General features: G+C 65.0%; 20 protein-coding genes and 1 pseudogene. 14 read left to right on the top strand and 7 right to left on the bottom strand.

The genetic code is table 11. The features are described from left to right. Positions 1-140 precede the first annotated feature (140 nt). From NT132_RS12715 to NT132_RS12675, 9 genes and pseudogenes are all read left to right on the top strand, one after another. Positions 141-497 (top strand): annotated as a pseudogene (locus NT132_RS12715) (cytochrome c oxidase assembly protein); the annotation flags it as partial. 313 nt (positions 498-810) lie between these two features. Next, entirely contained in the window at positions 811-1,092 is a 282-nt protein-coding gene (locus tag NT132_RS12710; protein ID WP_215487107.1) for a metal-sensitive transcriptional regulator, read from the top strand. Between the two features lie 37 nt (positions 1,093-1,129). Continuing rightward, positions 1,130-1,450, top strand: coding sequence for a heavy-metal-associated domain-containing protein (locus NT132_RS12705; protein ID WP_215487164.1), 321 nt, complete (start codon positions 1,130-1,132; stop codon positions 1,448-1,450). Then, complete coding sequence (locus tag NT132_RS12700) at positions 1,447-3,720, top strand: cation-translocating P-type ATPase (RefSeq protein WP_215487108.1); 2,274 nt, start codon at positions 1,447-1,449, stop codon at positions 3,718-3,720. The genes NT132_RS12705 and NT132_RS12700 overlap by 4 nt, the downstream gene beginning before the upstream one ends. 72 nt (positions 3,721-3,792) lie before the next feature. Continuing rightward, the gene (locus NT132_RS12695) at positions 3,793-4,212 is read left to right on the top strand and encodes a DUF6153 family protein (protein WP_215487109.1); all 420 of its coding nucleotides are present in this window, start codon (positions 3,793-3,795) and stop codon (positions 4,210-4,212) included. Positions 4,213-4,301: 89 nt separating this feature from the next. Next, positions 4,302-4,886, top strand: a complete 585-nt coding sequence (locus NT132_RS12690; protein WP_215487110.1) for a DUF305 domain-containing protein — start codon at positions 4,302-4,304, stop codon at positions 4,884-4,886. A 56-nt stretch (positions 4,887-4,942) separates the two neighbouring features. Beyond that, positions 4,943-5,824, top strand: a complete 882-nt coding sequence (locus NT132_RS12685; RefSeq protein WP_215487111.1) for a hypothetical protein — start codon at positions 4,943-4,945, stop codon at positions 5,822-5,824. Between the two features lie 28 nt (positions 5,825-5,852). After that, positions 5,853-8,354, top strand: coding sequence for a heavy metal translocating P-type ATPase (locus tag NT132_RS12680; protein WP_282836798.1), 2,502 nt, complete (start codon positions 5,853-5,855; stop codon positions 8,352-8,354). A 39-nt stretch (positions 8,355-8,393) separates the two neighbouring features. Beyond that, a complete protein-coding gene (locus NT132_RS12675; protein ID WP_215487113.1) occupies positions 8,394-8,585 on the top strand; it encodes a YHS domain-containing protein in 192 nt (63 codons plus the stop codon). 563 nt (positions 8,586-9,148) lie between these two features. Here the strand turns inward: NT132_RS12675 and NT132_RS12670 are convergent. Genes NT132_RS12670 through NT132_RS12660 form a run of 3 tightly spaced genes read right to left on the bottom strand, consistent with a single transcriptional unit; the run spans position 9,149 to position 11,919 of the window. Beyond that, positions 9,149-9,874: an HIRAN domain-containing protein gene (locus NT132_RS12670; RefSeq protein ID WP_215487114.1), complete on the bottom strand. Its 726-nt coding sequence runs from the start codon at positions 9,872-9,874 to the stop codon at positions 9,149-9,151. Further along, complete coding sequence (locus tag NT132_RS12665) at positions 9,855-10,766, bottom strand: hypothetical protein (protein ID WP_215487115.1); 912 nt, start codon at positions 10,764-10,766, stop codon at positions 9,855-9,857. Before NT132_RS12665 ends, NT132_RS12670 begins: the two co-directional genes overlap by 20 nt. A 49-nt stretch (positions 10,767-10,815) precedes the next feature. Continuing rightward, positions 10,816-11,919 (bottom strand): HigA family addiction module antitoxin, encoded by a 1,104-nt coding sequence (locus tag NT132_RS12660; protein ID WP_297789552.1) that lies wholly within the window; start codon positions 11,917-11,919, stop codon positions 10,816-10,818. A 487-nt stretch (positions 11,920-12,406) separates the two neighbouring features. Between NT132_RS12660 and NT132_RS12655 the strand changes: the two genes are divergently transcribed. The 3 genes from NT132_RS12655 to NT132_RS12645 are packed head-to-tail and all read left to right on the top strand — an operon-like array spanning position 12,407 to position 14,695. Then, positions 12,407-12,835, top strand: a complete 429-nt coding sequence (locus tag NT132_RS12655) for a hypothetical protein (protein WP_297789550.1) — start codon at positions 12,407-12,409, stop codon at positions 12,833-12,835. Beyond that, entirely contained in the window at positions 12,832-13,212 is a 381-nt protein-coding gene (locus NT132_RS12650) for a hypothetical protein (RefSeq protein WP_215487118.1), read from the top strand. Before NT132_RS12655 ends, NT132_RS12650 begins: the two co-directional genes overlap by 4 nt. Before the next feature lie 43 nt (positions 13,213-13,255). After that, a complete protein-coding gene (locus NT132_RS12645; protein ID WP_297789546.1) occupies positions 13,256-14,695 on the top strand; it encodes a ThiF family adenylyltransferase in 1,440 nt (479 codons plus the stop codon). A 216-nt stretch (positions 14,696-14,911) separates the two neighbouring features. Here the strand turns inward: NT132_RS12645 and NT132_RS12640 are convergent, their stop codons facing one another. Then, positions 14,912-15,829, bottom strand: coding sequence for a restriction endonuclease (locus tag NT132_RS12640; protein WP_215487120.1), 918 nt, complete (start codon positions 15,827-15,829; stop codon positions 14,912-14,914). Positions 15,830-15,910: 81 nt separating this feature from the next. Continuing rightward, positions 15,911-17,173, bottom strand: coding sequence for a phospholipase D-like domain-containing protein (locus tag NT132_RS12635; RefSeq protein ID WP_215487121.1), 1,263 nt, complete (start codon positions 17,171-17,173; stop codon positions 15,911-15,913). Positions 17,174-17,256: 83 nt separating this feature from the next. Between NT132_RS12635 and NT132_RS12630 the strand changes: the two genes are divergently transcribed. Next, on the top strand, positions 17,257-18,906 hold the full coding sequence (locus NT132_RS12630; RefSeq protein ID WP_215487122.1) for a hypothetical protein: 1,650 nt from the start codon (positions 17,257-17,259) through the stop codon (positions 18,904-18,906). Positions 18,907-18,945: 39 nt separating this feature from the next. Here NT132_RS12630 and NT132_RS12625 read toward each other — a convergent pair whose 3' ends face one another. Both NT132_RS12625 and NT132_RS14395 read right to left on the bottom strand, forming a co-directional pair. After that, positions 18,946-19,209: a hypothetical protein gene (locus tag NT132_RS12625; protein WP_215487124.1), complete on the bottom strand. Its 264-nt coding sequence runs from the start codon at positions 19,207-19,209 to the stop codon at positions 18,946-18,948. Between the two features lie 72 nt (positions 19,210-19,281). Next, positions 19,282-19,626 carry a helix-turn-helix transcriptional regulator gene (locus NT132_RS14395; protein WP_366940410.1) on the bottom strand — a complete coding sequence of 115 codons (345 nt, stop codon included), beginning with the start codon at positions 19,624-19,626 and terminating at the stop codon, positions 19,282-19,284. On the opposite strand from NT132_RS14395, the gene NT132_RS12620 reads away from it, so the two are divergent. Then, the gene (locus NT132_RS12620; RefSeq protein ID WP_215487126.1) at positions 19,625-20,011 is read left to right on the top strand and encodes a hypothetical protein; all 387 of its coding nucleotides are present in this window, start codon (positions 19,625-19,627) and stop codon (positions 20,009-20,011) included. The two genes, NT132_RS14395 and NT132_RS12620, sit on opposite strands and share 2 nt — an antisense overlap. Positions 20,012-20,028 lie beyond the last annotated feature (17 nt).

The following is a 20,028-nucleotide window of genomic DNA, read 5'->3' as shown; positions in this document are numbered from 1 at the left end:
GGGTCGACTGGTACAACACTCGTAGGCTTCACTCGAGCCTCGGCTACGTCCCACCCGCCGAGTTCGAGCAAGCCCACTACGCGACCCTCACCCGAGAGCCGCAACCCGCATAGGAGCGGCAGAAAACCTGGGGCGCTTCACCGTACCCCGGCCGGCTACTGATGCTCATCGGCATCATGGCGATGCACGCCTTCTTCGGTATCGCCATCATGATGCAATCGGGGCTGATGGTCGCCGAGTGGTTTGGAGCGATGGGCCGCACGTGGGGAGCCACCCCGTTGGAAGACCAGTACATAGGCGGCGGCATCGCCTGGTCGATCGGCGAGATCCCGACGCTAATCCTCGCGATCACCGTCGCAGTGCAGTGGAGCCGTAGCGACGTACGCGAGACGAAGCGCCTCGACCGGCACGCTGACCGCACCGGTGAAGCTGAACTGGACGAGTACAACGCACACCTGCACGAGCTCGCCAAACGCGATACCCGCGGCCGCAACTGAACGCCCCATCGGCAGGTTGTATCGAGACCGGCCAGGTAGGCCACCTTATGACCCGATAGCTGATCTCCGTGTCCCCGAACCTGTGGCGTTCAACGCCCCACGGAGGCGGTTGCCCGCCTCAACCCAGCTGGGGCAATCGTCGATATGAAGCACCTCGATGTTCACGCCCGCATGATCCTCCAAGGTGTCCGAAATCGCGCAGGGTTCTTGCGATAGGGCGCGTCGTGCTCCCTTGACCTGCGGGCATCCTCGCCTTCAAGCGTGGGCTGCTCCCGGAGATAAAGATACGGTAGGGGGGTATAGTATTGACGCTATGAACGGCTACGCGGGGAACAAGGACGACCTGCTCAAGCGCCTCAGTCGCGCGGAGGGTCAGGTCCGCGGAATTGCACGGATGGTCGAGGAGGACAAGTACTGCATCGACATCCTCACCCAGGTGTCGGCGGCGACAAGCGCGCTTGAGACGGTCGCATTGTCGCTGCTGGCCGATCATCTGTCCCATTGCGTTGCGGAGGCGACCGCCGAGGGCGGCGCCGTCGCGGCGGAGAAGATCCGAGAAGCGAACGACGCGATCGCTCGCCTCGTCCGCTCCTGACCCCACCCCCGGAAACGAAAGGCCACACATCATGACCATGAACGAGCGCACCGACCTGGGTCTGACCGACTCCGCCGCCGGATGCAGCTGCTGCGCCACGGCATCCGTCCCCGACACGCAGCCCGCCGCATCCACGGTCGCGGAAGAGGTGCTGGTCGATGGGATGACGTGCTCGCACTGCGTGATGAGCGTCACCGAGGAGATCTCCGCGATCGACGGTGTCGACAGCGTGTCGGTCGATCTGAAGGCCGGCGGAACCTCGCGGGTCACGATCCACAGCGCCGCGCCGATCGATGCCACACGCGTGCGGGCCGCGGTGGAGGAGGCGGGGTACGCCCTCGCCGGCACACCCGTATGAGCACCGTCGATGTGGACCTCGATATCTCGGGCATGACGTGCGCCTCCTGCGCTACCAGGATCGAACGCAAACTCAACAAGATTCCGGGTGTGGAGGCGACGGTCAATTACGCGACCGAGAAGGCTCGCGTGCACGCCGACGGGGTGGAGACGGCGCAGCTGATCGCGGCGGTCGAATCCGCCGGCTACTCCGCAGCCCTTCCCGCCCCGGTCATCGATGAGTCCACGTCGGCCGCAGCACCCACCGAAGACGTCGAGCTGGTGTCCCTGCGCCGCCGGCTGCTGATCAGCACCGTGCTGGCGGTGCCGGTCGCGCTTATGTCGATGATCCCGGTGCTGCAGTTCACGAACTGGCAGTGGCTCGCGCTGACCCTGACCGCGCCGGTCGCGGTGTGGGGTGCGTGGCCGTTCCACCGCGCGGCGTTCGTTAACGCCCGCCATGGGGCAGCGACGATGGACACCCTGATCAGCCTCGGCGTCATCGCTTCGTTCGGCTGGTCGCTGTACGCGCTGTTCTTCGGCATGGCGGGGATGTCCGGCATGCACATGACCTTCACCCTGTTCGGCAGCCCGGAAGCGGGAAGCGGAGAGATCTACCTCGAGGTCACCGCCCTTGTCACGGTGTTCATCCTTGCTGGCCGGTACGCCGAGGCTCGCGCGAAGAAGTCCTCATCCAAGGCTCTGCGCGCCCTGCTCGAGCTCGGCGCCAAAGACGCCACGCGCCTCGTTGGCGGAGTGGAGCAACGGGTCCCCATCGCGCAGCTTGCCGTACGGGACCGTGTGCTGGTGCGCCCCGGCGAGAAGATCCCCTCAGACGGTCTCGTCGTGGACGGGGCCTCGGCGATCGATGCCAGCATGCTGACCGGCGAGTCCGTTCCGGTCGAGGTCACCGTCGGATCCCGGGTCGTAGGCGCCACCGTGAACGTCGGCGGGCGTCTCATCCTCGAGATCACAAGGGTCGGGGCAGACACCGAACTGGCGCGGATGCAGCGGCTGATGGATGAAGCCCAAACCGGCAAAGCACGCGTGCAGCGCCTGGCCGACCGGGTCTCCGCCGTGTTCGTTCCGATCGTGATCCTCCTCGCGATCGTCGCGTTCGTCGGATGGCTGCTGGTCGGTGGCTCCCTCGAGGTCGCGTTCACCGCTGCGGTGGCGACGCTGATCATCGCCTGCCCGTGCGCACTGGGCCTGGCTACGCCCACGGCGCTGCTAGTCGGCACCGGACGCGGGTCACAGCTGGGCATCCTCATCAGAGGGCCGCAGGTGCTCGAGCAGACCCGTCAGGTCGACACAATCGTGCTGGACAAGACCGGCACCATCACCCAGGGCGCGATGACCGTCACCACCGTCTCGGCGGCGCCGGGCGTCACCGACCAGGAACTGCTGCGGATCGCGGCCGGCGCGGAGTGGGGGTCCGAACACCCCGTGGCGCGGGCCATCGTGAGCGCTCATCACGGTGCGCCACCGGTGGCGGAAACGTTCGCGTCTCACGCCGGGTTCGGCGTCCAGGCGGTTCTGGAAGGCTCGCTGGTCGTGGCTGGACGCCCGGAGTGGGTGGAGGACCAGTGGTCCGTTCATCTGCCGATCCGTTTCCGCGGTGAGGCTGAGGTGCTGGAGGCTGCTGGGGGCACGGTGATCGCGGTCGCCCGCGACGGGGAGTTCCTCGGTATCGTCGCGGTCTCTGACACCATCAAGCCCACCAGCGCGGACGCGATCGCCCGATTCCGTGCCCTGGGCTTGCGTCCTGTGCTGCTCACCGGCGACAACGCCGGCGCCGCCGAACACATCGCGGGTCTGGTCGGGATCGACGAGGTTCGGGCTGGAGTCACCCCCGCCGGGAAGCTCGACGCTATCCGGCAGCTGCAATCCTCGGGGCGGGTCGTGGCGATGGTCGGTGACGGTGTGAACGATGCCGCGGCCCTCGCCGCGGCCGATCTCGGCATCGCGATGGGGGGCGGGACGGACGCCGCCATCGCCGCCAGCGACGTGACCATCGCCTCCGGCGATCTCCTGGTTGTCGCGGATGCGATCCGACTGTCGCGTCGCACCCTGGGCACCATCAAGGGCAACCTGTTCTGGGCGTTCGCGTACAACATCGCCGCGATCCCGATCGCGATGCTCGGCCTGCTCAACCCCCTGGTTGCCGCCGCAGCGATGGCCCTGTCGTCGGTGTTTGTGGTGACCAACAGCCTCCGCCTACGACGGTTCCGACCACCGCCGGCGGAGTCCGTGCCCGCCGCACCCGCGACGCGAGTACCGCAGCCCGCTTGAGACCTGATGGCCGGGCGGTTCCATGCTGGCCAACAGGGACAATTACCCTGAAGGGAAGGAGGTGAGATCTCGATGATCGCTCTCGCGCAGCATCTGCGCCGCAGCCCATACGGGCTGGGCCGTTCTGTGCTGCTACTCATCGCCCTCACCGCCGCGCTCATCATCGGGCTGCTCGCGATGCATGCGATGAGCAGTGTCACCTCTCACACGACCCCGGCGGTCACAGCCGTGTCCATGCACGAAATGGACACTGCGCACGGTGATGCCATACAACCCGTCGAGGAAGGTTGCGCAGACTGCGGCGGGCATGAAGCCATGCTCGCGATGGCGTGCGTGCTAGCCCTCCTTGTGGTGTCGGTTCTGTTCTTGTTGCCCCGAACAGGTCTCACCTGGGTCGCCCCCCTCCGCCGGGCCGGACCCCTCATGGTCGCCGGCCGGGGAGCGCTGTCTCGACCACCCTCTCTTCTCGTTCTCTGCGTCAGTCGTACGTGATGGCAGCTCGCTGACCCGTCAGGGCAGCGGAGCTTTCGCGCGCGATCACACCGATCGTGCGCGCCACACAGACGACTGAGGAGAACCACATGAAGAACCGTGCCGCGGCGACCGCCGCGATCACCCTGACCGCGCTGCTTGCCCTCGCCGGCTGCGCCGGCACCACCACTGGCGGACCGGGCAACATGCCCGGAATGGGCTCATCGGCATCCCCCGCTGCCGACGTGAACAACGCCGATATGCAGTTCACGATGATGATGATCCCGCACCACGAACAAGCCGTTGAGATGGCCGACATGATCCTCGGCAAGGACGGCATCGACGAGCGCGTTATCACCATGGCGGAGCAGATCAAGGCCGCGCAAGGTCCGGAGATCGAGCTGATGGAGTCCTGGCTTGCTGACTGGGGCACCCCGATGGGTGACATGGACGCAATGGATCACGGGGGGATGATGTCGGACACCGACATGCAAGCCCTCGAGGACGCCACAGGTGCACAGGCATCCCGTGTCTTCCTGGAGCAGATGATCGTCCACCATGAGGGCGCGATCGACATGGCGCAGACCGAGGTCGACAACGGTCAGAACGCCGATGTCATCGCCCTGGCAGAGGCCATCATCGCCTCACAGACCACCGAGATGACGACGATGGAGGACATTCTCGCGACCCTCTGACCGTCAGGGGCCGGCCGCACCCGACGGCCGGTCCCTCACATAGGGAGACCGCCACTATGAAGACACATTCACGCACCCTCGCCGCTATCGGCCTCGCCACGACGCTCACCCTGACCACCGCCGCGTGCACCGCTGCATCCGAGAGTGAGACCTCGCTCGATCTCATCCCGCACGTCCACGACGTCGCTTTCGACCCGCGGGGGGCGCTGCTGGTCGGCGCACACACCGGCGCGTACCGGGTCGATCTCAGCACCGACGAGGTGTCCCTGATCGGAGAGACCGCCTTTGATGCCATGGGGCTCACCATCCAGGCGGACACGATTCTCGCCTCCGGCCACCCCGCCCCGGACAACCAGGACGACACCTTCACCGCGCCGAACATCGGCCTTGTCCGGCATACCCAGACGGGCTGGGAGCAAGTGGCCCTCGCGGGGGTCACCGACTTCCACATGCTCGCCGCCAGCCCCGCCGACCCCGACTTCCTTCTCGGGCTGCCCTCGGACCGGGCGGTCCTGGCTGCCAGTAGTGACTCCGGGCAGACCTGGACTGACCTCGGTCCACTGACCGCACGGGACATCAGCATAGACACGATGAAAGCCGATGTGGTCACCGCCACCACACCGGAGGGTCTGATGGTCAGCCGCGACGGCGGCATCACCTTCACCACGGTCGCCAACGCACCTGCGCTCCTGGTCATCACCGCCGACCCCACGGTGGAGGAGGGCATCATCGGGGTCGATTCGGACGGCACGATCTGGACCGGCGGCACGACGGAAGGGGCCGTCTGGAAAACTGCCGGGCGCGCTACCGGAGTCGCCTCGGCGATCGCCGCCAGCTCCGACGGCGCTGTCGCGATCGCTGACGAAGGCGGGGTCCGCGTCACCACTGACGCCGGAAACACCTGGCGGCTTCTCATCAGGACGAACGCTTCAGAATGAACCACTACCGCACTGAGAGGAGAAGACCATGAGCAACGCGAGGCGAACCGTGGTGTTGGAGGTCGAGGGGTTGTCCTGGGCGTCCTCGAAGGCCACGGTCGAGGCCACCCTGCTCCGGCAGGCGGGTGTCACCGATGTCGAGGCGAACCCGGTCTCCCAGACCGCGAACGTGACCTACAACCCCGAGCTGACCTCACAGGCTCAGCTCCGGCAATGGATCATCGAGTGCGGCTACCACTGCGCCGGCCAGTCCGTCCCCGAGCACATCTGCGATCCCGCCGACGACCCCACCCAAGCGGCGCAGACCGACCACAGCCCGCACCCGACCGAACCACACGTGCCGGTGCCCGGCGATTCACCGCCCCTGGGCGCGGCGAGCCCGGCTCACGATCATTCAGCGATTACCAGCCCCGCCACTGTGCGGGGCGAGAAGGCCGCGGACCGGGGCCTACACCAAACCCCGGATCACGGCGGCCACGAGATGGCAGACCGCAGCATGCAAGATGTGATGGGGCACGGCGGAAGCCACGCGGGCATGTCCATGGCGTCGATGATCCGCGACATGCGCAATCGGTTCATCGTGGCCGCCGTGCTGTCGGTGCCGATCATCTTGTGGTCCCCGATCGGGCGGGAAGTGTTCGGGTTCACCGTTCCTGCACCGTTCGGGCTGCGCGATGACGTGTTCTCGCTGGTCCTCTCCCTGCCCGTGATTTTCTACTCCGCTTGGATCTTCTTCGACGGCGCCTGGCGTGCCCTCCGTGCCCGAACCCTGGACATGATGGTGCTGGTCGCTGTCGGTGTCGGTACCGGCTGGCTATACAGCGTGGCGGTCACCCTCACCGGCGGCGGTGAAGTGTTCTACGAAGCGGCTACCGTGCTTGCCGCCTTCGTTCTGCTCGGCCATTGGGTGGAGATGCGCGCCCGCGGCGGCGCCAACGACGCGATCCGAACCCTGCTTGAGCTCGCTCCTCCCCGGGCAGTCGTGCTCCGCGACCGCGAAGAGGTCGAGGTCGCCACCGCCGACGTCGTCCCCGGCGATCTCATGCTGGTGCGCCCCGGCGCGAAGATCCCGACCGACGGCACCGTCGAAGAGGGCGACTCTGAGATCGACGAATCCATGGTGACCGGAGAGAGCCTGCCGGTCCTCAAGACTCCCGGCTCTGAGGTGATCGGCGCCACCGTCAACACCACAGGGACCCTGCGGGTGCGGGCCACCAAGGTCGGAGCCGACACCGCCCTCGCGCAGATCGTCGCGCTCGTCCAAGAAGCGCAGAACTCCAAAGCCCCCGGGCAGCGTCTCGCCGACCGGGCGGCGTTCTGGCTGGTCCTGGTCGCCCTGATCGGCGGCACAGTCACCTTCCTGGCCTGGTGGCTCACCGGCTCCCCGGTACCCACCGCGATCCTGTTCGCCATCACTGTGGTGGTGATCACCTGCCCCGACGCGCTCGGACTGGCCACGCCCACCGCGATCATGGTAGGAACCGGACTCGGCGCCAAACGCGGCGTGCTGTTCAAGAACGCCAGCGCCCTGGAATCCGCCGCGCACATCGACACGGTCGTCCTCGACAAGACCGGCACACTGACTAGGGGCGAACCCGAGGTCACCGACTACCTGCCGATCGGTATGAACGACATCGAACTGCTCTCCCTCGCCGCCGCCGCGGAACGCGAATCCGAGCATCCGCTCGCCAAAGCGGTCGTCGCATACGCCGACGCCCGCAACATCCCTCGCCGCACCGCCACTGCATTCCGGAATGTGACCGGGCTCGGCGCCGTCGCGACCGTCGACGGGCGCCGCGTGGTGATGGGCAACACCCGTCTGATGGCCGACGAGGGCATCGACATCAGCACCATCGAGGTCGCCCTGCACGAACTGGCCTCCACGGGCCGCACCGCGATCGCATTCGCCGTGGATGGCGAGGCAGCGGGGGTGATCGCCCTGGCCGACGCGCCGCGAGAGACCGCCGCCGCAGCGATCACCGCCCTGCACGAGGCCGGCATCGAAGTCGTCATGCTCACCGGCGACAACGAACCCACCGCCAAACGCATCGGCTCACTGCTGGGCATCGACACCGTCATCGCCGAAGTCCTCCCGGAAGACAAATCCGCGCAGATCGCCGAACTGCAACGGGCGGGCAAGAAGGTCGCAATGGTCGGCGACGGCGTCAACGACGCCCCCGCCCTCGCCCAAGCCGACCTGGGTATCGCCATCGGTGCAGGAACCGATGTGGCCATCGAGACCGCCGACGTCGTCCTGATGCGCTCCGATCCCCTTGACGTCGCGATCGCGCTCCGGATCGGGAAAGGCACCGTCCGCAAAATGCGACAGAACCTCGGCTGGGCCATCGGCTACAACGCCGTCGCCCTCCCGATCGCCGCCGGCGTGTTCGTCTCCTCACTGGGGATCATGCTCAGCCCCGAGATCGCCGCCATCTCGATGTCCGGATCCAGCGTCATCGTCGCCGGCAACGCGCTCCTCCTGAAGAGACTGCGCCTGCCCTCCCCTCCCGCTTCGACTCCGGCATCCTGACAGTCACCTCCAACCCAATCCGAACCCGAGGAGAATCTCATGACACATCACACCGACGACGCGACAGATCACGCGGAGTTCGTCACAGACCCGGTCTGCGGAATGCTGATCGACCCGACTACCTCCGCCACTAGCCGCGAGCACGACGGCACCACGTTCTATTTCTGCTCAGTCGGGTGCGCAAACACCTTCGACGCGGATCCTCACCGCTACGGCCACCCACACCCGTGAGGAATCACGGGACCGGTGCGCGGGCGACTGTGGCTCGCACGACCCGCGAACCGGCCCCCTCTCACACGGCCCTACCAGCCGCCACCCGGTAGTCCTTACCAAATCATTACATCGCCGCCCGAATCGGCGCTGTGCAGTCAAGGCTGCGTGCCCGTCTCCTCACCCTTACTGGAGCCGCCCCTACCTCGAGGCCCTACGCGACTGGGAGACAGCCTGCGGCAACTCGCGACCACCCCGGCTGCGGCTCGTAAGCGCGCGCAGAACAGCCCCGGCCTGCCACGGAGAGACGGACGGCGACTCGACGTCTCATTGCATTTAGTGCAACGACAAGATCGACCAGTGCAACCAAACGGCGCCAAGTGCAACGAGAGCCCGTTCCCGACAACGACTGTCGGGAACGAGGTGGGATGACACTGGATGTCACCTCAGGCGCGCGTGCGTTGCGCTATCGGAGCGTCCTTGCCGTGACACTTTCCGACCCGACCGCCCGCAGTGGAGACCGGGCTGACCTATCCGGCCGCGCCCACCTAGTCGCGGCGCACGACGGCCGTGCCGAGCAGCAGCTAGCCGCGGAAGGCATCGAGGCGGCAGAGCACACGAACGTGGGCTGGTGCGTCCGGGTTGACTCGCTCTGCGATCGCCGTGATCGACCAGCCGTCCTTGACTCGAGCGTGGACATCTGCGCAGAGCCAGTCCGGGACGTACCCAAACTTCTGACCATCGAAGGTGTTAACGAGGACCGCCTTCGGATTCACCTCGTTGCCTTCTTCTAGCTCGAGGCGGAGCGTCGCGCCATTCTGGAGGGTCGCGACGGCGCCATCCGAATCGACGAAATGCCGAACGCCTGAAACGAAGAACCGGCTCGTGAGCCGATCAGCGTTGGCGAGCGGCAGCTCGACGATGTGGAAGGTGTCGGTTGCCCTACCGCCGCCAGTGCGAGCCAAGACCTCGAATGGGACATCGTCCGAGCTGAGATCCTCAATGCCGAGCCAACTCAGATAGCGACCGTAGTGCGGCCGGTCGACGGAGAGAATGCGATTCGCGAAGAACGCCGGGACCTCATCGGAGACGTAGGCAGTGTCGCGATCAGGGTATTCGAGCAGTGGGACGAATGCAGGGTCGTCCCACGCACCCGGGAGGTATTGGAAAGCGAATCGACCGGAGGGGAGTGCGTCGAGTTGGCCCACCTTGACGAAGAGCCTCGACACCGGGTTCTGCCAGACCAGGATGAGGGTCTTGCGGCTCGCCGTGAGATCGAGTTGGTCTCGGTCAAGTGCCTGAGTAGCCATCGAGCAACCTCCTTCGATTCGTCGCCAACAGCCGAACTACGAATGTATGGGTGACCTCAGACATTATCGCGCGAGGGACCTGTGAGACGACGGAATGAACTGCATCTTGCGAGATCGCGTCGAGTCGTTCGACCCAGAAGCGGCGAGCCGTAGGCGAGGCGAGGCCAAGCGCGCTCCAGGCGAGTTCCGTGAGTTTGGGCTTTCCCGCGAAGTGGTGGCTGGTCCCGCGTTCCACCCAGCGCATCAAGTGGAGTTCGTCGTCCAACATTCGTACACGTCGCTCGTCCCGTTCCTGGAAGCCGAGCGCGTTTCCATGGTCGAACGAAGGCGCCAGGCGACGCTCATCCCCACGGAGGATGACCGCCCAGTTCTCGTGATGACGGTCGCGTCCAGCGACCCAGGCATCCATGAGGAGATAGCCAGCCCAGACGTCGAAGGCTGTGAAACCTCCTGGCCACTCCGTGTCGGCCGGTGGCCCAACCTCCTCGAGGGCATCCCGGACCGCGGCCAAGGTATAGCCCTGGTTCTCGCCCTGGACTGATTGATCGTAATCGGCGAACCGTGCTGACAGCACGCTGTTGCCATGATCGAGATACTCGAGACGGTCCCGAAGCACCGACCTGGACACGATCGCTCGCCGGCCTTCCAAAAGTGCTGGGCGCACTGTCGCGCTGGGGACACCGAGCTGTTCCGCGAATTGGTGGACGGTCCACTCGGCCCAATCCTCCCCGCTGACAGTCCCATCGAGCTCGTCGAGGCGCGCCAGCTTGAGCAGCCACTGTCGCTCACCGAACATCGGCAAGTCGACCCACCACTTCTCCTTCGATCCCATCGGTTCGTCGGCTTCGGCCGCACCGCGGACGAAATGAAGAGGCTCCCAGGCGGTCGGCACGGGGATGACCCTACCGGCGACTCCCGACGGCCGAATCGCCGAATCGCCCTTAACTCAGCGACTCTGCAAGATCGACCTTGGCACGCAACTTCGCGATCGGTCCGCCCCAGGTGCTCGTTAGGAAGGCCCATTGGCCGGCCACGACGCTCGGCGCAACGCCCAGTGTCTCGGCCAGTGAAACTATCTGCGCGGGGGTCGTCGCTGCCTGTAGAAGCTTCTTGTACGCGGGCGGTATCAGGTGCGTCTCGGCAAACTTGTTGGCTGCAACCTCTTGCGCATCGGCGTTGTCGTCGGCCTTGAATCCGTCGTCCACGAACGTGCTTCGCTTGGGGTGGAGCAGGACGTGGGCGATCTCATGAAGGATCGTGAACCACAGGCCGTCGAGCGATTTGTACCGGCTCGTGACAGCGATCATCGGGGTTCCACTTATCCACCGCGACACACCACTGATCCGCGTGTTTGGTATCTCTGGGACAAATACGAGGACTACTCCGGCATCAAGCAACAGTGCCTGAGCTTCTAGGAAAGCCGTGTCGATTTCCTTCACGGTGAGCTTCGGGATGGCGTGTGCAGCTGAGCGGAGCTTCTCACTATCGAACTCCGGTGCGTTCTCGACCAGAGCGGATGAGTGAAGCTCGGACAGACGGATCCACAGGGCAGTGAGGTCCGCATCGATCGTGTGAAGTTGACTGCGCTTGTAGGAGGCTTGCGGCTCCAGCCATGTCTTGTCGTATGCGGCTGGGGACGCGACGCCGAAGAACTGGAGTAGCTTTTCCGCGACCTGCGGCCCCTTGTCTGCAGCGTCGATTACATTTCGCTCGATCAGAATCTGCCGAGGGAAGTCTGAGGCCCACCCCACGAGGCCAGCAAGCGCGTCTCGTCTCTCGGCGCGCGCCTGATGGGTTTGGTACGCAGTCTCTAGGCGCAGCCACGTTTCGGCTGGTGTCCCAAGTACCTGCTCCAGCGTGACTGCAACATCTGGAGAGAGGGGCGCGGTGCCCTTGATGACGAGGTTGATGTGTTTTGTGCTCAGCCCCGTGCGCGCTGCGAGTTGCGCCTGGCTGATCGAGTGTTCGTCGAGCTCACGCTGCAGTATGCGGCCGGGTCGCGGCGCAAAGTCGAACTGGGCGTCTCTTGCCTTGTAAGTAGTCATAGTCCCGGTCAGCTCGCGCGCCGAAGAACTGATCGACCGCGAACATGCAAGTCCTGGATGAGGAGTGCTTCTGCTGCGGAGTAGTCGAGCGCCGACGCTCCACCAGCGATGATGCGTGGAACTCCGGCTTGGTTCAGTGGCCGTGCGTGCATGTCAACCTCCTGGATTGAAAGAGCTAGCGTTCCTGCTCGAATCTCCATTTGGACACTCCGGAACTGGGCGAGATCGCCGAGACGTGGTGCTTGCGCTATGAGGCTGAGGAGGTCCTCGGCTGCTTCGACTTGGCCGCGCGCGGCGACGCGCAGGCGTGCGGCGGATGTGCAGCAGCTCTCCAGCTGAGGATCAGACCATGCGAGCAGCAAGCTTTACCTCTTTGGTAAACGGAAATCGTGTACAATGGGATTTACCCGACAGGTACATGCTACTCGCTCTCACTCGGAGCGCGGGAGCAACACGGTGTTCGCTCACCATAGGAAGGAGGGTCATTATGACCCCCAACACTCCCGTCAAGCTCACGATCGTCATCGATGGCAAGGCTCACGTCACCTTCGACGAGGATCAGACCGCTGCGGCGCTGCTGCGCCTGGCAGGCCGCGAACCGAAGGTCTTCGATCTGTTCCTCGTTACTAAGAACGGCGTCGAGGAGAAGGTCAAGGACGGCCAGATCATCAATCTCAAGGACGGCGAGCGGTTCCGCTCGCGCCAGCACGCCCGCTTCACCATCGACGGCGAGCCGTTCCGCACGTACGACGAGGATCAGACCGCGGCCGACCTGCTGCGCCTCGCAGGTGTCGAACCGGCCGGCTATGACCTCGCCCGCGTCGGCGCTCCGGCATCGTCCGCCGACGACGAGATCGTGACCGTCGTCCACGGTGACGAGTTCGTCACCGCGAAGCACGTCGGCGGTGTCGCGTGACCGACACACAGGACCTGCCCGAGGCGGCCCAGCAGTTCATCGATGACATGACCGCTGCGGGCGCCCCGGCCAGGGCCGACGGTCCCCGAATTCTCTACGACATCACGCCAGTGAACGGCGCCCTCGCCGGCCAGGTCGTCGCCACCGGCGTCAGCCTCAACGAGGTCCAGAGCTGGCCGGCGGTGCCACCGCACTGGATCCACCTGCCCGAGACCGTGCGCTTCGAGCAGACCAACATCGACAGCTCCGACTGCGCGCCCGGATTCGTGCGGCACTCCCGCGACTACAACTACACCGACACCTCGATCGCCCCGGCCCGCGCGTGGCTGAGTCATGTCCGCGGCTTCGTCTCCATCGCCATCGCAGAGGAGGCCTGACATGCGGTACTCGGTAGCCATGACAGGCGAGGTCGAAGCAGCAATGCGCGATCACCTCATCCGTGACGACGGGCAGGAAGACGTCCTCGTCGCCACCTATGTGCTCTCCTCCGGCCTCGAGCGGACAACCGCTCTCATCCGGTCCATCATCCTTCCTCGCGAAGGCGAGCGTCATGTGCACGGCAACGCCTCGTTCACGAGTCGCTACGTGCTCCGCGCAGCGAGCGAAGCACGCGCTGCCGGCCACGGACTGGTACTCCTGCATTCCCACCCGGGCGCTGAAGGCTGGCAGCACCTGTCCGGGATGGACTGGGAGACTGAATCCGAGTACGAGCGCGTGGCGCGTACCGCCACGAAGATGCCCCTCCTCGGTATGACCCTTGGTGGTCACGACACCGCTTGGTCGGCACGCTTCTGGTTCGATCGCACCGCGCCGACCTGGGCCGAGTCGGTCCGGTCAGTCTCCTCCACCCTCGGGGTTACCTGGAACGATGAGCTCCGCGCTGTGCCGGGCGTCACGTCCTCGCAGGAGCGCACCGTCTCCTCCTGGGGTGAACGCGCCCAAGGCTCGATCTCGCGGCTCCGAGTCCTCGTCGTCGGAAGCGGCAGCGTCGGTCTAGATGTCGCGCAGCGCCTAGCGGCGACCGGTCTGGTCACAGTGGGCGTGATGGACTACGACGGGGTCGAGGCTCGCAACCTTGACCGCATGATCGGCGCCACCCGGCTCGACGCTGCCCTCGGACGATCCAAGGTCGACGTCGCATCACAGCTGATGAAGTCCGCCGCCACGGCCCACAAGATCGATATCCGCCGCCACGAGGTCAGCATCACCGACCCCGAAGGGGTGAGCATCGCCCTGGACTACGACGTGATCTTCTCTTGCGTCGACCGTCCCTGGCCGCGCGCGGTGCTAAACGGACTCGCGTACGCCGACCTCATCCCCGTCATCGACGGAGGGATCGCGCTCGACACCTTCAAGGACGGTCGCATGCGCAACGGGATCTGGCGCGCCCACACCCTCGTGCCCGGCCGGCCCTGCATGGGCTGCATCGGCCAGCTCGTTGCAGGTGACGTCTCCCTTGACAAGCTCGGACTCCTTGATGACCCGGAGTACATCAAGGGTGCAAACCGCGAGACTCCGTCGCGCCAGAACGTTGCGGCGCTCTCGGCCAGCGTTAGCAGCGCGCTCTTGGCACAATTCGTCAGCCTCACAGCCCACCCGGGTCGCCGAGGCGTTCCCGCCCCGCTTCGATACATCTTGTCCAGCCACACCCTCGAACACAGCACCGCAACGTCCGGCCCCTACTGTCCCTACGAGAACGCCACGACGTTGGGTGATCGGCGTACGCCCATCGCGGAGCGCCGCGATGACTGGCGGATCACCGTTGCCGCCCGCGCCACGACGAAGCACTCCCTTCGCCTCCGCGTCGCCGCTTGGGTCGAGCGTCTTGCGCGGCGCACCATCGATCGCATCGTTGATTAGTTCTCTGACGTAGTGCTCTCGTCATCGCGGGCTGTCAGGTTGCCCCTACGCACATGCTTCGCGGCGAGTCTCGGCACGCTGAGCCGAGGACTGGGTCGCGGGGATCTGCGGCGTCCCTACATAGCGGATGAGCACCTCTTTCTCAGGTGTCACGGAAGTCGTGCATGCAGACGTGCATTCTCGTGGGGGTTGCCCTGGCATTCGGGCACCGAGTGTTCAAATCTCGACGAAGAACTCCGGGTTCACCCAGATCTCTTCGACGATGCGGGCCGACACGCCGAGCTCGTAGCGCAGAAGGAGCTCGCACAGTCGATCCCCGTCGATGAGGTCGACCGGTGTGGCGCCGTCGCGTGATGCCTCTGCCTTCGCAGCAGCGGTGAACGCGCCTGTCGTGATTAGCAAGCCCTTCTCGCCTCGCCCTTGCAATGCGCCGCGGAAGTCTCTCACGTCGCCAGCGCCCACGCTGCCCTTGTAGCGCTTGCATTGGAAGTAGACCGGGAACGAGAGTAGGCCAAGCCGGTAGATGCCGATCCCGTCGATGCCCTGGTCGCCGGAGCGACCCGTCACGGTGACGGACTCGAAGTCCGCCTCGCGGAGCAGACGCTGTGCAAGCCGCTCGAACTGGGTCGGACTGAACGCGTCGGACGTGAGCACGCTGATAACGCGTTCCTTCCAGGACGCCGAGGGGGCGGCTTCAAGCGACTCGTCCGGCTCGTCGTCATTGCCGACGAGCGGCGCCCCTGTGGGCAGTGGTTCCCCGCGTGCGGCTCGTTCGAGCGCGGCCTCTTTGATCTTCTCGGCCTTCATCCGGAACAGCTCGGCCACGCGCTGCGAGTCTGTGACGGTGGGGTTGGTGAGGAACTGGTCGCCCGCCTCCGTGATCGCCCAGACGCCCCGCGCTGAGTTGGTGAGGAGCCCGAAGTACTTTAGGTAGGTCCTTGCCCAAGCGACGCGATAGCCGATCTTCGTCTCGGGGCCTTCGTTGTGCAGGACATCCTGCTGCGCCTCCGTGAACTGCTCGAGCTTGATGACCATGCTGACGATCTCAGAGATCGACCCGGACCCGCCCAGATGGGCAACGGCCTTGAGCGTCGGCAGGAGGAGATCCGAGAACTTGGGCAGCGGGACGGTCATCTCATCACTATGGCAGCCACGCAGGATCGACACAGATCACTACTTCGGCGGCTGTCTCGACATCCGCTGGATGCGGCTCGGTCAGACGAGATAGTTGCCCCGTGGCACCCGCCCGATCACGAGGTTGAAACCACCGGAGGTCCTCTTCTCGAGTGTCACGTGCTGGCCGATGTAGTTCGTGCCTTTGAGTACCTTTCCAAGGTCCGGACCCCAATGGATCACCGTCGGAACATTGCCCTGGCCAGACACGCGGTCCGGGTCATGGCTGACTCGCAGTTCGACTGCCCCGATGTCATGTCCATCAACCCAGACGCTGAACTCCGCAATGGCCTCCTGCTCGGTGTCGTGATTTTCCCTCGGCGTCCATGGCAGCTCTCCGAAGAACTCCTCGCGGAAATACGTCAGGTGGTTGATCGGCGCTGCTTCCCGACTGAGCCGGAGGTTTCCAGTTGGATTCGTCGTCGCCCCCTTCGGCTGTTGGGCTGCCGTGTGGTCCATCTCCTTCGACCACCGCCGTTGAACATCGGCGCTAGGTAATGGCGCGTCGGAGCCGGATACGGGCTGCTGCACATCTCGCGTCACGCTCACCCCGCTTGAACTGCCCGCAGTTCCCGGAAGAACCAGATCAATGATCAACGGCTTAGTCTTCGTGGCCGCGAACTTCGGGTTGAGCTTCGGAAGCGTGCGGAGCTTGGCCTGAACGGCCGTGAAAAGGCCGCTCACCGTGGCTGCTACTGCGCTGTCGGTGTCCTCGGGGGTATCGGACCTAGCCTTTTGCACGCGCCTGGCGCGGCGCTCCGAGCCGAGCATGATGTCCTTACTGTTCTCGATGTCGTCAATGAGCGCGGCCGTCAGCGGGACGCAGGATCCTTGCTCGCCGGTGAGCGCGTCAAACCACTCCGAGACGGCATCAGTGACCTCCTTGCCCTCGCCTGTGTCCCAATCGACCCATAGAGACGCCTCGTGGTTCCAGCCGAGCCCGCCGGCGGTCAGGTTGCTCGACCCGACTATGAGCGATCGGGGACCCGCTGAGGAGGCGAGATACACCTTCGGGTGGAACGTGCGCCCAGGGTCGTGGAAGACGAACGCCTCGTCGGCGACATCAAGCGCGATCTCGAGGCCCTCCCGTGTGGCACCTCCCTCGCTCACACCGAGGATTATGGTCACCTTTCCGCCTTGCGCACGGAATGCGGACAGGGAATCCCAGATCCGACCGAGGCCGGATCTCTTCGCCCAGGCGACCGCGATTCGCAGTTCGTCGAATCCGGCGGTCGTAGCGAACTCGATGAAGTCGAGGAGGTTCTGTTGTGTGGCGAACGGCTGGCCGACGAACCGGATTCTCATGTGACTCAGATTCGCACACAGGCTCCTCGACAGCAGTAACGTCCCTCGATAGACTATGCTTCAGTAACTGAAGCGGGAGTAGCGTGCGCACGCGAGAAGAAGTTAGTGACGAAAAGCTGCGGGGCGGCTTCTACTCTCCGGACGTCCTCGTTGACCTCTGCCTCGCGCGATCCAGGGCGCTACTCGGCGGACGAACTGGGCTGCGCGTTCTCGAGCCTTCCGCTGGCGATGGCGCGTTCCTGCGCGGCCTGGGCCGCGCGGGATTGGCCAAGGATCTCGCCCATGTCGAAGCAGTGGAGGTTCTGGAAGAAGAGGCGATGAAGGCCTCGCGCACGTTGGGCGATCTTAACCTGCCCGGACGTGCCGTGCACGCGAACGTACTGCGCTGGGCCGAGGATCACGGCGCCGATTTCGACCTCGTCCTCGCGAACCCGCCGTACGTGCGATTCCAGTTCATCTCCGACGAGGACAAGCAGCGTGCGCGGTCGATCAGCGCGGAGCTCGGCACCGCGGGTACCGCCGTGTCGAACCTCTGGATTCCAGTCTTCTTGCTCGCCCTCGCGAGGCTGCGCGAGGGCGGCGCATTCTCGGTGATCCTCCCTACCGAGTTCCTGACGGGTATCTCGGCGAACGCCGTGCGCAACTGGCTCCTCGGAAACACCACCGACCTCACGATCGACCTGTTCAAGCCCGGTACGTTTCCGGCCGTGCTGCAGGAAGTCCTCATCCTGAGCGGTCGGGCGTCGAGGCGTCCGGCAGGCGAGGTCGCGACGATCGACTTCCACGATCACAATGGGGGGACCCACTCTTGGTCCCATCGGGTCGCCCCCGCGGCTGGCACCTGGACCAACTACCTGCTGAGCCCAGACCAGAACGACGCGATCGACGCGACGCGATCAATCGGCGCCGTCCAACCGCTCCGCCAGGTCGCGCGGTTCAGTGTTTCGACCGTGACTGGCGCTAACGGCTACTTCTGCGTCGACGCAGCAGAGATCGACGAGTTCGACTTGCGGCAGTGGGCGATTCCGCTTCTCCCGAGGTCTCGCTTTGCTAAGGGCCTCGCGTTCGAGGTGGACGAGCAACGCGCACTCTCGGACGCTGGCCAACCCGCATGGCTGCTGAGCTTCGCGGCCGATAAGCCGTCACCGGCGGCACACGCCGGGGCACGTCGGTACCTTGAGCTCGGTACCGCACAAGCGATTGACAGGCGGTTCAAGTGCCGCGTCCGGGAGCCCTGGTATCGCGTTCCTGTGGTCCCACCCGGCGACCTACTGCTCTCGAAGCGCTCGAACCGATACCCTCGCGTGATCGCCAACCACGCGGGCGTGGTAACGACCGACACCATCTACAAGGGTCAGATTCTCGCGGGGGCGCCTGTGACTGCTGATGAATTCACGGCGACGTTCCACAACTCACTGACGATGCTCTCGGCTGAGGTCGAAGGTCGAAGCTTCGGCGGAGGTGTACTTGAGCTCGTGCCCAGCGAGGTGAGCTCGCTTCGGGTTCCCGTCATTCCGGGCGCTGGAGCCGAGCTCGCACGCCTCGATGGGATTGCGCGCACCTCTTCGGATCCGGAGTCACTCATAGAAGCCACAGACCAGACCCTCGCGCGGCTGCTTCCCGCGCTTGACGCGCCAACGCTCGCCTCGCTCAGTGAGGCGCGTCATGCTCTGATGGATCGGCGGCTGCAGCGGACACGACTGCGGTTCTACGACGACGACCGAGTTGCTTAAGAAGCGGAGAATGATCCGCGCCGCACCATAGCGGACTCTTCACCGCGAGCCGCCGGCTACTTCCACGGCCGCAGCCTCCAATACGGCCTCCGGGCCATTCACTATCAGAACGTCGCAGGGGCGCGCTCCGTCGAGGTGCGCATTGGCGCTCTTCAACCACACGTCAATCACGGGGTCGGTCCAGATTGCGGTGAGTCGTTCTCGAACGACGGCGATGTCACTCGCAGTGCCTTGCTCGATCAAGTCCCGCCCCAGTCGCGCGGCGTCCGGGCCGAACAGCGGGTCCTCGGATCGGACATTCATGGCCCGAATGTATCGAACAATGTGCCCGCAGAGAATCGAGATGTGCACGTTCGACATCGGCGACGTGAACGATCATCGAGCGGTGAGGTCCGGCATCTGAGCGGGCAAGATATCTTCAAGCGGCACCCGCAGCACCTGCGCGATTGCCAGGAGGGTCATCAGTCTGGGGTTAGACGTTCGCTCGGGGCTCGAACGTCCGCGTTCGAGTTGCTGGTACGTGTAGCGGCTGAGGTTTGCCTCATACGCCACACGATCCTGGCTGTATCCGCGCGCTATCCGAAGACGATGAATATTTGCGCCGATCTCGGCGACATACGCATCCCACCCAGATGGAAAGGCCAGAGGACTACGCACTATCTCAGGCTGACGGCGAGGCCTGCCCGGGAAGGCTCGATCTATCTGGCATTCTGCTCGCATGGCGACTCAACTCGTCGAGGTCGAGTCCTTTCGGATGACAGTCCGCGACCCCTTCCTCGATGTACTCATCAGCCTCGTCGCCGAGCCGAACGGAGTTCCGACAGCACTCCACGCCTACGAGACGACCTGCGCCTGGTGGGACGAGCACGCGGATGGCCCCACCGCGGACGAACTCTTGGACTCGATGTTCGAGCCGGCAGATTGGCTCACTGTGGTCGAAGACCGAAGCCGGCCACGCTCCGCCCAAGAAGCACAACTGCAGTTGCTGCGCGACTGGCTTCTGCTCTACTGGTGCAGAATCGGCGCGATCAGTTTCATTGCCGGCGTGGACCGAGTAATCCGTCCGGGAAGCCCGCTGCTCATGTCTGCTGAAACCCGGCAGTGAAGATCGGCGCTCCGATT

Source organism: Microbacterium sp., from assembly GCF_026393345.1.
GTDB lineage: Bacteria > Actinomycetota > Actinomycetes > Actinomycetales > Microbacteriaceae > Microbacterium.
This window is presented reverse-complemented; position numbering and strand designations above follow the sequence as displayed.

Coding starts and splice junctions, on each gene's coding strand:
- NT132_RS12710 (WP_215487107.1), top strand. CDS start 811: ATGAACGGCTACGCGGGGAACAAGGACGACCTGCTCAAGCGCCTCAGT.
- NT132_RS12705 (WP_215487164.1), top strand. CDS start 1,130: ATGAACGAGCGCACCGACCTGGGTCTGACCGACTCCGCCGCCGGATGC.
- NT132_RS12700 (WP_215487108.1), top strand. CDS start 1,447: ATGAGCACCGTCGATGTGGACCTCGATATCTCGGGCATGACGTGCGCC.
- NT132_RS12695 (WP_215487109.1), top strand. CDS start 3,793: ATGATCGCTCTCGCGCAGCATCTGCGCCGCAGCCCATACGGGCTGGGC.
- NT132_RS12690 (WP_215487110.1), top strand. CDS start 4,302: ATGAAGAACCGTGCCGCGGCGACCGCCGCGATCACCCTGACCGCGCTG.
- NT132_RS12685 (WP_215487111.1), top strand. CDS start 4,943: ATGAAGACACATTCACGCACCCTCGCCGCTATCGGCCTCGCCACGACG.
- NT132_RS12680 (WP_282836798.1), top strand. CDS start 5,853: ATGAGCAACGCGAGGCGAACCGTGGTGTTGGAGGTCGAGGGGTTGTCC.
- NT132_RS12675 (WP_215487113.1), top strand. CDS start 8,394: ATGACACATCACACCGACGACGCGACAGATCACGCGGAGTTCGTCACA.
- NT132_RS12670 (WP_215487114.1), bottom strand. CDS start 9,874: ATGGCTACTCAGGCACTTGACCGAGACCAACTCGATCTCACGGCGAGC.
- NT132_RS12660 (WP_297789552.1), bottom strand. CDS start 11,919: ATGACTACTTACAAGGCAAGAGACGCCCAGTTCGACTTTGCGCCGCGA.
- NT132_RS12655 (WP_297789550.1), top strand. CDS start 12,407: ATGACCCCCAACACTCCCGTCAAGCTCACGATCGTCATCGATGGCAAG.
- NT132_RS12645 (WP_297789546.1), top strand. CDS start 13,256: ATGCGCGATCACCTCATCCGTGACGACGGGCAGGAAGACGTCCTCGTC.
- NT132_RS12640 (WP_215487120.1), bottom strand. CDS start 15,829: ATGACCGTCCCGCTGCCCAAGTTCTCGGATCTCCTCCTGCCGACGCTC.
- NT132_RS12635 (WP_215487121.1), bottom strand. CDS start 17,173: ATGAGAATCCGGTTCGTCGGCCAGCCGTTCGCCACACAACAGAACCTC.
- NT132_RS12625 (WP_215487124.1), bottom strand. CDS start 19,209: ATGAATGTCCGATCCGAGGACCCGCTGTTCGGCCCGGACGCCGCGCGA.
- NT132_RS12620 (WP_215487126.1), top strand. CDS start 19,625: ATGGCGACTCAACTCGTCGAGGTCGAGTCCTTTCGGATGACAGTCCGC.
- NT132_RS14395 (WP_366940410.1), bottom strand. CDS start 19,626: ATGCGAGCAGAATGCCAGATAGATCGAGCCTTCCCGGGCAGGCCTCGC.